The sequence below is a fragment of the Maribacter spongiicola genome, from assembly GCF_004364165.1.
Classification (GTDB): Bacteria; Bacteroidota; Bacteroidia; order Flavobacteriales; family Flavobacteriaceae; genus Maribacter; species Maribacter spongiicola.
In genome coordinates, this window is the sequence record NZ_SOAY01000010.1 from 380,665 (window position 1) to 394,264 (window position 13,600).

12 protein-coding genes are annotated in these 13,600 nt (G+C 36.7%); 7 read left to right on the forward strand and 5 right to left on the reverse strand.

Translation table 11 applies throughout. The features are described 5' to 3' along the window. Positions 1-3: 3 nt before the first annotated feature. Entirely contained in the window at positions 4-1,455 is a 1,452-nt protein-coding gene (locus CLV90_RS02310; RefSeq protein WP_133685907.1) for a M20/M25/M40 family metallo-hydrolase, read from the reverse strand. A gap of 147 nt (positions 1,456-1,602) precedes the next feature. Between CLV90_RS02310 and CLV90_RS02315 the strand changes: the two genes are divergently transcribed. Both CLV90_RS02315 and CLV90_RS02320 read left to right on the forward strand, forming a co-directional pair. After that, positions 1,603-2,895, forward strand: coding sequence for an aminopeptidase P family protein (locus tag CLV90_RS02315; protein WP_133685908.1), 1,293 nt, complete (start codon positions 1,603-1,605; stop codon positions 2,893-2,895). Between the two features lie 9 nt (positions 2,896-2,904). Continuing rightward, positions 2,905-3,675 (forward strand): exodeoxyribonuclease III, encoded by a 771-nt coding sequence (locus tag CLV90_RS02320; protein WP_133685909.1) that lies wholly within the window; start codon positions 2,905-2,907, stop codon positions 3,673-3,675. A 52-nt stretch (positions 3,676-3,727) separates the two neighbouring features. Here the strand turns inward: CLV90_RS02320 and CLV90_RS02325 are convergent, their stop codons facing one another. Beyond that, entirely contained in the window at positions 3,728-4,348 is a 621-nt protein-coding gene (locus tag CLV90_RS02325) for a fasciclin domain-containing protein (protein WP_133686998.1), read from the reverse strand. A 92-nt stretch (positions 4,349-4,440) separates the two neighbouring features. Continuing rightward, positions 4,441-5,718 (reverse strand): branched-chain amino acid transport system II carrier protein, encoded by a 1,278-nt coding sequence (locus CLV90_RS02330; protein WP_133685910.1) that lies wholly within the window; start codon positions 5,716-5,718, stop codon positions 4,441-4,443. A gap of 251 nt (positions 5,719-5,969) precedes the next feature. Between CLV90_RS02330 and CLV90_RS02335 the strand changes: the two genes are divergently transcribed. Then, positions 5,970-6,200: a hypothetical protein gene (locus CLV90_RS02335; protein WP_133685911.1), complete on the forward strand. Its 231-nt coding sequence runs from the start codon at positions 5,970-5,972 to the stop codon at positions 6,198-6,200. 11 nt (positions 6,201-6,211) lie between these two features. On the opposite strand, the gene thiL is transcribed toward CLV90_RS02335, so the two are convergent. Together thiL and CLV90_RS02345 are read right to left on the reverse strand one after the other, a co-directional pair. Then, entirely contained in the window at positions 6,212-7,255 is a 1,044-nt protein-coding gene (gene thiL, locus CLV90_RS02340; RefSeq protein WP_133685912.1) for a thiamine-phosphate kinase, read from the reverse strand. Positions 7,256-7,353: 98 nt separating this feature from the next. Next, entirely contained in the window at positions 7,354-8,799 is a 1,446-nt protein-coding gene (locus CLV90_RS02345) for a Gfo/Idh/MocA family protein (RefSeq protein ID WP_133685913.1), read from the reverse strand. Positions 8,800-8,930: 131 nt separating this feature from the next. On the opposite strand from CLV90_RS02345, the gene CLV90_RS02350 reads away from it, so the two are divergent. The 4 genes from CLV90_RS02350 (at position 8,931) to sufB (ending at position 13,559) form a co-directional block, all read left to right on the forward strand. Further along, positions 8,931-10,178, forward strand: coding sequence for a choice-of-anchor B family protein (locus CLV90_RS02350; RefSeq protein ID WP_133685914.1), 1,248 nt, complete (start codon positions 8,931-8,933; stop codon positions 10,176-10,178). A gap of 2 nt (positions 10,179-10,180) precedes the next feature. Further along, positions 10,181-11,524: a hypothetical protein gene (locus CLV90_RS02355; RefSeq protein WP_133685915.1), complete on the forward strand. Its 1,344-nt coding sequence runs from the start codon at positions 10,181-10,183 to the stop codon at positions 11,522-11,524. Between the two features lie 122 nt (positions 11,525-11,646). Further along, positions 11,647-11,976, forward strand: a complete 330-nt coding sequence (locus tag CLV90_RS02360; RefSeq protein ID WP_068480363.1) for a HesB/IscA family protein — start codon at positions 11,647-11,649, stop codon at positions 11,974-11,976. Positions 11,977-12,113: 137 nt separating this feature from the next. Continuing rightward, the gene (gene sufB / locus CLV90_RS02365) at positions 12,114-13,559 is read left to right on the forward strand and encodes a Fe-S cluster assembly protein SufB (RefSeq protein ID WP_133685916.1); all 1,446 of its coding nucleotides are present in this window, start codon (positions 12,114-12,116) and stop codon (positions 13,557-13,559) included. The last annotated feature ends 41 nt before the right edge of the window (positions 13,560-13,600 follow it).

The following is a 13,600-nucleotide window of genomic DNA, read 5'->3' on the forward strand; positions in this document are numbered from 1 at the left end:
AATTTATTCTTCCCATTTCCAATCGTTGCCAATGATCAATTTCTCTTTTAAATCATTCTTTATCATGAACTCTTTTGTTGTTTCACTATCCATTTTTGTTGCAGGTAATTTATTGGCATTTGCTACAGCATAAAGCATCATAGTACCAAAACGAGCGGTATTTTTCATATGGTCTTCATTAACCAAATTAAAATCATCACAGTCAGAATGGTAGCAGCCGTAAATAGAACGGTCTAAATTACTGTTTACAGATAAAATTGGTACACCTTCTAACATAAACGGTTGGTGATCACTATGCAAACCAGATTTATTAGAAAATGTATTTTGGTAGATGGTATCTTGTTGTTGAATAGCAGCACCTAAATCTGTAAAGAATTTTTCATCATCTAACTTTCCACCAGCATTCATACCAATTGGGTTACCAGACATGTCTAAATTCATCATGTATTTAATGTTCTCAATAGTGTTGTTTTTAATAGCTTGTGCTACTAAATATTTTGATCCAAGTAGCCCTTGCTCTTCGCCCATAAACATTACGAATTTCACCGTACGTTTTGGGTTAAGGTTATTTGCCTTAAAAGCTCTTGCAATATCTAAAACAGCAAATGATCCAATACCATTATCAATAGCACCAGTCGCTAAATCCCAAGAGTCTAAATGTCCGCCAATAATAATTTCTTCTTGCGGAATTTCAGTTCCTGGCAATGTCGCAACAACATTTCTTGCTTTGATAACATCACTCGTATTGGTCATGTCAATTTTAGCTGTTGCTTTTTTAGTTTTCAACGTTTCCTTCAACGCCATACCATCTTCTTTACCAATACACACAGCAGGGATCGGAATCAACTCTCCGGTTACAGAGGCAGTACCTGTCAATAGGACTTCGTTGTCAACTTGGTTAATAATGATGATACCAATAGCACCATATTTTATGGCTAAAGCTGTTTTTTCGCTACGGTGTAAGTTGCTCAATCCTTCTTCGCTATCTGGTAAAATATTAATGTATACTAAGGAAATTTTTCCTTTAACGGCATCTGGGTTTGCGGCATAATCAGCATCTAGTCCATTGCCCATATCTACTATTTCTCCTATAACTTTTGCCTTGATAGGAGCATGACCAAGGGTAACTACTTTAACATCCTCATCATTAATTTGTAAAGAAACCTCGCCTCTTGCCCAAGCTTCCACTTCAAAAGTTTGGTAGGAAACATCTTCAAAGCCGTATTCCTTAAATTTATTAAAAGTGTATTCTTCTGCTTTTGCCCCGTTAGTAGAACCTGTCAGTCGGTGTCCAATAGTTTCGGTAGCTTCTTTTAAAGCACTGTAGCCTTTAGAATTTGCTTTGATTTCGGTGTCAATACGCGCAAAAAGTTCAGATCGAGTTTCTTCTTTTTTAGTTTCTGAGCATGCCTGTAGGCACAAAGCGCCTATTAATAGGTAAGCGATTTTTTTCATGAGTTGTTTGTGTTTGGTTTAGGTATACAAGTTAGCTAATTTGTAGCTAAGAATATGAGATGGGGTTCTTGTAAATCTTATAATTCTATGCCCTATTTTTTAAGGAAACAACACATAATGCGTAATTTTATATCAAAATAAGAATTCATGAAATACGATCAAATACCTAACTCCCTATTTATAAAGAACCGTAAGAAATTTATGGACCGCATGCAGCCCAAAAGTATTGCCGTTTTTAACTCTAATGATATTTACCCCATAGGTGCAGATAGTGTGTTGCCTTTTGAGCAACATAGAGATATCTTTTACCTATCTGGGGCTGATCAAGAAGAAACTATTTTAGTGTTATTCCCAGATGCTATCAATAAAAAGCATCGTGAAATATTATTTGTTCGTGAAACAAACGAGCATATTGCTATTTGGGAAGGTGAAAAACTTACTAAGGAGAAAGCCACGGAAGTTTCGGGAATAGAAACCGTATGTTGGTTACAGGATTTCGAGAAAATATTCTTCGATTTAATGACCGAGGCTGAAACTATTTATTTCAATACTAACGAGCATTACAGACAAGCGGTAGAAACGCAAACGCGCGAAGACCGATTTATAGAAAAATATAAGCAACAATATCCAGCTCATATGGTTGCCAAGAGTAACCCTATTCTTCAAGAAATTAGAGGAATTAAAGAGCCAGAGGAAATCGATATTATGCAAACCGCATGTAATATCACCGAAAAAGGATTTCGTAGACTTCTTAGTTTTGTGAAACCGGGCGTGATGGAATATGAGATTGAAGCAGAACTATTGCATGAATTCGTACGAAATAGATCCAAAGGATTTGCTTACCAACCAATTATTGCTTCTGGTAATAATGCAAATGTATTGCACTATTTAGAGAATAATAAGCCTTGTAACGATGGCGATTTAATTCTGATGGATGTTGCTGCGGAGTATGCTAATTATTCTAGTGATTTAACCAGAACTATACCTGTAAGCGGAAAATTCACCAAACGCCAAAAAGAGGTATATAATGCTGTATTGCGTGTTAAGGACGATGCTACTAAAATGTTAGTGCCAGGTACGCTTTGGGCAGAATACCATAAGGAATGTGGTAAATTAATGACTTCAGAATTACTGGGCCTCGGTTTATTGGATAAGGCTGATGTACAAAATGAGAATCCTGAATGGCCAGCATACAAAAAGTACTTCATGCATGGTACTAGTCACCATATTGGTTTAAATACGCATGATTACGGCGCATTGAAAACACCTATGCAAGCGAATATGGTATTTACAGTGGAACCGGGAATTTACATACCGGCAGAGAATATGGGCATTCGTTTAGAAGATGATGTGGTAATTCAAGAAAAGGGAGAACCTTTTAACTTGATGGCTAATATTCCGATCATAGCAGATGAGATTGAAGAATTAATGAACAAATAAAAACGGAATATGAAATTAGTATCATGGAACGTTAACGGAATAAGAGCTTCCGTAAAAAAGGGTTTTGAAGATATTGTAAAGGAATTTGATGCAGATGTTTTTTGCGTTCAAGAAACAAAGGCGCAAGATGATCAGGTTGCCGAAGCATTGAAAGATATTACCGATTACGAGCTGTTTAGTAATAGTGCAGAACGAAAAGGCTATTCTGGTACCGGAATTTTATCTAAAAAGGCACCTGTGAAGTTCGATAAGGACATGGGTATCGAAAAACATGATTTAGAAGGAAGAATTACACATTCTGAATTTGAACATTTTCATTTGATCAATGTTTATATTCCTAATAGTGGAAGCGGATTAAAAAGATTGGATTACCGTGCCGGATGGGATAAAGATTTCACCAACTACTTAAAAGAACTGTCTAAGTCGAAGCCTTTAATAATCACGGGTGATTTTAACGTAGCGCATACCGAGAATGATTTGGCAAACCCAAAAAGTAATTACAATAAAACATCAGGATTTACACAAGTCGAGATTGATGGTTTTGACCATATGCTAAAGGAATTGAACCTGGTAGATAGCTTCAGAAAGTTACACCCGACTACGTTCGATAAATATACATTTTGGAGTGCACGAGGTGGTGCACGAGGTAGAAATGTAGGTTGGCGTTTAGATTACTTTTTGGTTAGTGAATCTATTTGGGACAAAGTAAAGTCTGCAGAGATACACGATCAGATAATGGGTAGTGATCATTGCCCTATTAGTTTAGAAATAGTTTTTTAAAAATAAAACGGCCCGCTATTAGTGGGCCGTTCTTTTAACTTGGGGCAAGAAATTACATGCCTGGTAGCACAACAGTATCTACAACATGTATAACACCATTAGATTGGTTTACATCAGCAATTGTAACACTAGAAATAGTACCGGCAGCGTCTTTTAACTGTACTTTTTTACCTTTTAGCATAGCTGTTAATGTACCACCGTTTACAGTAGTCAAGTCTGCTTTTCCTTTACCATCTTTAATCATCTTTATTAAGTCCATAGCGCTTAAGTTACCCGCAACTACGTGATACGTAAGTACAGCTTGTAATTTTGCTTTGTTTTCAGGCATTAATAAAGACTCGACAGTCCCTTTTGGTAATTTCGCAAAAGCTTCATTTGTTGGTGCGAAAACAGTAAACGGACCTTCGCCTTGTAAAGTTTCAACTAATTCGGCTGCTTTTACTGCCGCAACAAGTGTGGTGTGGTCTTTTGAGTTTACTGCATTTTCAATGATGTTTTTATTAGGATACATTTCTGCACCACCGACCATCTTGGTCTCCATCATCATTTTTTCCTTTTTCATCATTTTCTTGTCCTTTTTCATTTCCATACCGCCATCTTGAGCGAAAGTTGAAGTGGTAAGTCCTATAGTTAAGGCAAGCGTTGCAAGTTTAATCGTGTTTGAAATTTTCATCATCTAATTTTTTAGTATACCCCACTTACGGAAACCAAATAGCGAAGGTTTGGTTTTTGGGTATGAATTAGATAAAATAAATTTACAGGAAGTTATTTTTTGATGGATTTGCTATACAAATTTGAAAGTACAAACACCACTAAAGCAGGTAATACCCACCCCAAACTATATTTTTGCAGCGGAATCCAAGAGAAGGTATCTGCTGCGGGCGATAATGAGCTTATACTACCTAAGAAATCTGGAATACTAAATATGATGGTGGTAATCGTAACCGCTCTAAAAACAAAAACAGATGCAAATTTATCTGGCACTACATTCAATAGAATAAGAATAATGGTTATCGGATAAATAAACATTAAAGATGGTATAGCCACGGCAATAATATAGGCGACATTGAATTGACCTACTAAAACACCAAGCACACTACCAAGAATTGCAGTTATTGTATAGACCGTTTTTGAATCATTGAATCTAGATGCTGCAAAATCTGCTGTTCCAGTAACAATACCAACTGCAGTAGTAAAGCAAGCTAGCCCTACCAAAATGCTCAGAAACAAGTTACCGATGTTTCCTAGACTTTGTATAGCCAAGCCAGATAATATTTCTGTTCTCGTGGTATCGGCATCAAAAATCGAATGTACTAACGATCCAGAAAGAATTAATCCCATATAAATTAAAAACAGCGATAAGCCTGCAAACCAAGCGGCGTTGCGTATCAGTAGTTTTTTATCTTCATATGAGGCATGGGTATATTTTAAATTGATCGATATAATAATTACCCCGCCAACAACGACAGCACCAATGGCATCAAAGGTTTGGTAGCCTTCTAGTATACCGTTTGTAAACGGACTCGCAAATGAAATGCTTCCGAAATCGAATGGGAAAGAGAAAATGGTTATCCCAATTACTAAAAGCAAAATCAGAATTATGGCAGGCGTTAATATTTTACCTAAAATATTCAGAATTTTAGATCGGTTTAAAGCGAATAACAATACTAAAGCAAAGTAGATACTACTTGTAAACCAAGAGGAGATATCCCAGTAGGGCTGTATGGCTATTTCGTGGGTTACCGAAGCAGTTCTTGGGCTAGGTAATGCAATAGCAATGGCATAAATGAAAAACGCATAGATCAAACTGAACGTTGGCGATACTTTATTGCCAAAATCTATAAGCGTGCCTTGCAGTTTTGCATGTGCCAAAATACCAAGTACAGGAATTGCAACTGCTGATAGTCCGAAACCGATGGTGACAATGAGCCATTGGTCACCAGAATTAAAACCTAATAATGGAGGTAAAATTAGATTGCCCGCTCCAAAAAAAAGGGAGAACAATGCAAAAGCCGTAACGAGGGTTTCCTTCTTTTTGAACATGAATGCAAATTAAGTGAAAGATTATTAAATAACAGGCAAGGCGAGATTTTTCATTTTCTGAAACAGCAAAAAAAAGGGTGTTGACAACAGGTTAGGTAAAACTCACAACAATTACTGGTACAGGCCTTTAATATGCCGTACTTTAACCAAAGGAAACAAAGTGTATGCTAATTTCCTTGAAATTCAACCTAATATATTAATCGCATTTTCTCGATAACCCAAATCGAAATCTTTGCATAAAAGCCTACAGCATGAAAAAATTATTCTGCAACATTTTCGGTCACCACTATTCAATATCTAAAAAAGTGACCTCTCATATTAAAGAGTACAAGTGTATTCACTGTCAAAAACAGGTAACTACAGATGTAAGTGGTAATCTTTCTAATTTAACACCTGAGTTACAAGATATCAACAGAACTTTAGAGCATATTTACCAAAGAAGACATACTACAGCTACCCAACAACAACAGCAAGTAGCATAATTCGTCTTGTTTTAGTTAAATGAATTCCAGCCCTGCGCGGTTAATGGAATCTTCGTATTATTCCTAGAAATTAAGAAAGCACCTTCGTCTTTTCCCGTGGTATGCCCTATGACGGTCAAGTTTGGATTACCCTTAATTTTTGGGAATTCTTTTTGGTCTATTGTAAACAATAATTCATAGTCCTCACCGCCGCTAAGCGCTACAAGGGTGCTATCCATTTTAAACTCTTCACAAGCTGAAATTACGGTAGGGTCTAAAGGAATTTTGTCTTCGTACAAATCAATTCCCAGTCCGCTACTCTTACTTAAATGTAAAATTTCAGATGAGAGTCCGTCACTAATATCAATCATCGATGTTGGGTGAACATCTAATTTTTTCAATAGTTCAGTAATGTCTTTTCTAGCTTCGGGCTTCAACTGTCGCTCTACAATGTAAGAATATGGTTCTAAATCGGGCTGACTATTAGGGTTTACCTTAAAAACCTCTTTTTCACGTTCCAATACCTGTAGTCCCATGTATGCGGCACCTAAATCTCCAGTGACTACCAAAAGATCGTTTGGTTTTGCACCTGAGCGGTAAGCGATATCTTCTTCATTAGCGATACCAATTGCGGTAACACTGATCATTAATCCTGTTTTAGATGAGGTGGTGTCACCACCTACCAAATCAACATTGTATGTTTTGCATGCTGTTGCTACACCTGCATAAAATTCTTCAAGCGCTTCTAATGGAAATCTGTTTGAAACAGCTAAAGAAACAGTTACCTGAGTTGCTGTTGCGTTCATGGCGTAAATATCAGAAAGATTGACCATAATAGATTTGTAACCTAAATGCTTTAGTGGCATATAGGCAAGGTCGAAATGTACCCCTTCTATTAAAAGGTCTGTACTGATAACCGTTTTATTGTTTTTAAAATCTAAAACTGCAGCATCATCACCAATACCTTTTACGGTAGATTCCTGTTTAATTTTAAAATCTTTAGTCAGGTGTTCTATGAGTCCGAATTCACCTAGTTTCTCTAATGACGTCCTTTCTTGTTCTTTATCTTCTAGCATGTTGCAAAAATAAGAAGTAAAACAAGATGAATGGTATAAAAAAATCCGAAGCTGAAAAACTTCGGATTTACTATTGTAATTGTATTAATGTTTTGGTCTTATCCTACCGAATACCCATCTCTGTAGGTACGTTTTACATATTTATTTGCAGGTTCGAAGTTGGTAACCTTCATATTTGCTGCATCCCACTGTAAACGTTTTCTTCCGTGATATTGTTTCCCGCCACCCCAGAAGCTTTGATTTTCAACAGTTGGGTCTACTTCAAAGTATGATTTTAATGCCAAGTTACCAATAAGGATACTTTCTGTAAACGGACCGGCATAATCAAAAGAAGAACTTGTTTCTGCATTTCCGTAGCCTGCCATACAAGCATTTACCCATTGTAAATAGTGACCTTCTGGTACACGTGCAATGGTTTGTTCTACTTCAAATTGTTCATTAAGGGTTAATGGTAATAACCTCGGGTTTGCACCGTAGCAATCTGCCATTAATTTTCCTTTTGTACCAATGAATAATACGCCACCATCCCAGTTTCCCAAAGCTTCGTCATCGCCTAATTCCTCTGGTCTTTCAGGTAGCAATCCGCCATCCATCCAAGTAACTTTTATTTTTCCTTTACCATCTGTTCTTGGGTAGCTTAAATGTATTTTACTAGAGTTCGGGAAACTCTTTGGGTAGTCTTTATATTGAAAATTACCACTAAAAGAATCAGAAACGCTACATTCTACGGTATCAGGATATAAAATTGGTAATATTCTATAAACAGGATCCATAATATGACATGCCATATCGCCAAGTGCACCTGTTCCGAAATCTGACCAACCTCTCCAGTCAAAAGGCAGGTAGGCATTGTTATAATCTCTTGCTGCTGCGGTTCCTAACCAAAGATCCCAGTTTAGACCTTTCGGAATTTTGTCTTTTTTGGTAGGTGTTTGTAATGCTTGTGGCCAAATAGCTCTATTTGTCCAGCATTTTACGGTATGTACTTCACCAATAATGCCCGTATCATAAATTTCTTTCATGGTACGTACTCCGTCGCCAGAGCCACCTTGGTTACCCATTTGTGTAACTACTTTGAATTTTTTCGCCGCTTCGGTCAACATTCTTGCTTCCCAAATGTCATGCGTCAGAGGTTTTTGAACGTATACATGTTTGCCCATAGACATTGCCTGGTAAGCTGCGACGGCATGGTTGTGATCTGGTGTAGATACAGATACGGCATCAATATTTTTGCCTTCTTTATCTAACATTTCTCTAAAGTCATTGAAATAACTTGCCTTCGGGAATGCTTCTCTAGATCCAATTGCTTGTCTATCATCGACATCGGCAAGAGATACGATATTTACATTGGGGCTTTCGGCAAACGAAGAAATATCGCTTTGACCTTTACCACCAACGCCAATACCGGCAATATTTAATTTATCGCTTGGTGCGACAAACCCTGTTCCACCTAAAACGTGTCTAGGTACGATCATAAAACCGGCTGCCGCCATACCGGTATTCTTCATAAATTTTCGGCGAGTGTTGTTTTTGTCGTGTGACATAATAAGTTGTTGTTGTTTGATTTGGTATTGAAGGTAATTTATTTCAATCAATAACTTTAAGGTATTTATAGATTTGTTATTTTTCAAAATAAGCAATTACTATCTTTAGGTATTGAAAATAAATCGATTACATGAATAAAGGCATTTGGTTTTTAACATTTATTATAATTTTTGGATGCTCATCTGATGATGTTGCTACCGAGATAATAGATGCTGGTGGTGAAGAGCAAACTCCTAAAGAGACTCCTGTGCAAAATAGTGTGATTCCATGTGAAAACGGATTTGCAGGTATATACCCATGTAGCGGGTATGATTTAGTGGCACATTTTGCTTTAGATGTTTTTTCTACCAATGAGGCCAATGATATTTGGGGGTGGACAGATACTGAAACAGGTAAGGAATATGCTATTTTGGGTTTAGCGAACGGAACAGCCTTTATAGATATTTCTGATGCCGAAAATCCTATATATCTAGGAAAATTGCCAACCGCTACAGCTTCTAGTTCTTGGCGAGATGTAAAGGTTTTTGAAAATTATGCTTATGTGGTTTCTGAAGCCAATAATCATGGTGTTCAGATTTTTAATTTAAAGAAACTAAGAAACCTGAATAATGGTCCTCAAACATTTACCTCAGATGGTAGGTATACCAATTTGGGTAATGCCCATAATATTGTTATTAATGAAGATTCTGGTTTTGCCTATCCTGTTGGTACAGCTAGAAATGATCAATTTAATGGCGGGGTACATTTTTTAAATCTTCAAAATCCTATAGCACCAACACTTTCAGGGGGCTGGGGGTTAAATGGTTATACACACGATGCTCAGGTAATTACTTATAATGGTGCTGATACGAGGTATGTGGGCTCAGAAATTTTTGTTGGTGCCAATGAGGATTTGGTAGTTGTAGTAGATGTTTCAGATAAAAATGCACCGGTTACCTTAGCTACATTGTCTTATCCAAATGTTAGTTATACGCACCAAGGCTGGTTTACCGAGGATCATCGCTATTTTATTTTAGGAGATGAATTGGATGAGGTGAATGTAGGATTCAAGACACGTACATTTATTTTTGATATGGAAGATTTGGAGAATCCAGTCCTCCATCACACTTATTCAGGTTCTACAGCGGCAATTGATCACAATGGCTATGTTATAGGAGATGAGTTTTTCTTAGCTAATTATACTGCTGGGGTTCGAGTTTTAGATATCACAGACATAGCGAATAAGAATGTAACCGAAAAGGCTTTTTTTGATACATATCCTTCAAATGATAACACTCAATTTGCTGGAGTGTGGAGTGTTTACCCTTATTTCGAGAGTGGTAAAATAATTGTTAGTGATATTAATAACGGATTTTTTATCATTCAGAAATCGAATTAATTATGCGAAATATACTTCTGATCTTGCTTTTTTCTATTCTTTTTTCTTGTGCTAAGGAAGAGGCGGAAGTATCTATCGATGGTTTGACAACTGGTTTTAAGGGGGAGCTAGATTGGATAAAGAGTTTTGGAGGCAGTGGAAATGAAAGTGCACAAGCCATTGTAAAAACAAATGATGGTGGCTATGCTATCGTAGGGTATACATCAAGTATTGATGGCGATATTTCTACAAAAACGCAAGAAGAGAATGATTATTGGTTTATGAAGTTTGATGAAAACAATAATTTACAGTGGAACAAGACATATGGCGGTAGTAAAGATGATATTGGGCAAAGTTTAGCGCTTACAAAAGATGGCGGTTATATTTTAACAGGATATTCTATGAGCAGCGATGGCGATGCCTCTAATAATGAGGGTTTTCATGATAATTGGATTATAAAATTAGATGCTCAAGGCGTTTTAGAATGGGAGAGTAGTTATGGTTTTTCTGGTCATGACCATTCGTACGATATTCTTGAGGCATCGCAAGGCGGTTATTTTTTTACGGGTTTTTTAGATATTACCTCGGCTAGGGCAGACGGTAATACCGAGAAAGGAAATTCATTGACTAGTCATGGGGTTGGAGAATTTTGGGGAACTAAAATTGACGATGAAGGTAGCGTGCAGTGGCGCGGTTATTTTGGAGGAACAAATAATGATAGGGCACATAGTGCAGTGCAAACCAGCGATGGCGGCTTTGTAATGGCAGGTTTTACTGAAAGTGAAGATTATGATATTAGTGATACCAACGGTAGTTATGACTTCTGGGTGGTGAAAGTAGATAAGTTTGGAAATTTTGTTTGGGAACATTCTTATGGTGGCGAGGGTATAGAAGTTGCTTATGATATTGCTAAAACCAGTGATAATGGTTTTGTAATAGTAGGTAATACCTTCAGTACAGATGGGGATATTCTGTTGAATAACGGAGAGTCTGATATGTGGATGATTAAACTAGATGAAGAAGGAAATATGATTTGGGAACAAACCTATGGTGGTAGTCAGTTCGATCTCGCACAAGCTGTAATTCAAAGTAAGGATGGTGGTTTTATAATAACGGGTAATACTAAAAGTGACGATAAACATAGTACTGCAAATAATGGAGAAAATGACATTTGGGTCGTAAAAACAAATGCATTTGGCAGCTTGGTTTGGCAAGAATCTTTTGGTGGTTCAGGTTTAGATTTCGGCTTTGATTTAGTTGAAAATAAAGACGGAAGCATCTTAATAATAGGAGAATCTTCAAGTACAGATTTCAATTCCTTAACCTCTAAAGGAAAATCTGACCTAATTCTTTTAAGAATTAAATAGGCGCACTCTTTTGTATATAGTATTTCTCTATTAATATATACGTTATAATAATGTTAGGTTCTATGGGAAAAACGGACTTATAACGTATATTTGTAAACTATTTAGATTAAATCTAGTTAATTATGATTCAAGTATCAGAAACGGCTAAACAGAAAGTAATCAACCTTATGACAGAAGAGGGTTTTGATGCTACGACAGATTATGTACGTGTTGGGGTAAAGAGTGGCGGATGCAGTGGATTGTCATACGAGTTAAACTTCGATAATAAAAAAGATGATGCTGATAAAGTGTTCGAAGACAATAATGTACGTATTATCGTAGATAAAAAAAGCTTTTTATATTTAGTAGGAACGGTGTTGGAATACTCTGGCGGATTAAACGGAAAAGGTTTTGTTTTTAACAATCCTAACGCTCAAAGAACGTGTGGTTGTGGCGAGAGCTTTTCATTGTAAAAAGCCCCCTAGCCCCCAAAGGGGGAACAATTAAAAAAAGTTAAGGGAAAATTGCTATTGAAATACAGTTGGTTGAATTGAAGAGTAAAATTATTTAAAAGAATTATATTCCCCATTTGGGGGATTAAATGCGGCTTATGGCATATACAGAAGAAGAATTAAAGAAAGAATTGGAAACCAAAGAGTATGAGTACGGTTTCTACACAGATATTGAATCTGATACATTCCCTATTGGCTTAAACGAAGAAATTGTTATTGCCATTTCAAAGAAAAAGGAAGAACCGGAGTGGATGACACAGTGGCGTTTAGAAGCTTTTCGAGTTTGGGAAAGTATGGAAGAGCCTAACTGGGCTAATGTACACTATGATAAACCAGATTTTCAGAATATTAGTTATTATTCTGCGCCAAAATCTGCTGACCCTAATAAAACCTTGGATGATGTAGATCCAGATTTGTTAGAAATGTATCGTAAGCTTGGTATCTCTGTTGATGAACAAAAGAAATTACAGAATGTAGCTGTCGATATTGTTGTAGATTCTGTTTCTGTAGCAACAACTTTTAAAAAGACGTTGGCTGAAAAAGGAATTATTTTTATGCCAATTTCAGAGGCTATAAAAGAGCACCCAGAGTTGGTGAAGAAATATATGGGTACTGTTGTACCACAAAAAGATAATTTTTATGCTGCTCTAAATTCCGCAGTATTTACAGATGGTTCTTTTTGTTATATTCCAAAAGGGGTAAGATGCCCAATGGAGCTTTCTACATACTTTAGAATTAATCAAGCAGGTACAGGTCAATTTGAGCGTACGTTGCTAATTGCTGATGAAGATAGTTATGTAAGTTACCTTGAAGGTTGTACTGCTCCATCAAGAGATGAAAATCAATTACACGCGGCCGTAGTAGAGCTTATAGCTTTAGATGGTGCTGAAATAAAGTATTCAACCGTTCAAAACTGGTTCCCTGGAAATAAGGAAGGTAAAGGGGGTGTTTACAACTTCGTTACTAAAAGAGCTATCTGTGAGAAAAATGCTAAAGTATCTTGGACACAAGTTGAAACAGGATCCGCAGTAACATGGAAATATCCTTCTTGTATTTTAAAAGGAGACAACTCCATTGGTGAATTTTATTCTATTGCTGTAACGAACAATTACCAACAAGCAGATACAGGTACTAAAATGATACACCTTGGTAAGAATACTAAGAGCACCATTATATCTAAAGGTATTTCTGCAGGTAAATCGCAGAATAGCTACCGTGGTTTAGTTCAAATAAATAGTCGTGCAGATAATGCACGTAACTTCTCTCAATGCGATTCTTTGTTAATGGGTAACGAATGCGGTGCACATACCTTCCCATATATCGAAGCAAAAAATAAATCGGCAATGATTGAGCACGAGGCTACAACAAGTAAAATTGGTGAAGATCAAATTTTCTACTGTAATCAAAGGGGTATTGATACCGAAAAAGCAATTGCATTGATTGTAAACGGTTTCAGTAAAGAGGTACTTAACAAACTACCAATGGAGTTTGCTGTAGAAGCACAAAAATTATTGGAAATTAGTTTAGAAGGTTCTGTAGGATAAAAAGTAATTAAGATTTTAGTAAAACGCCGTAGGCGCCACAA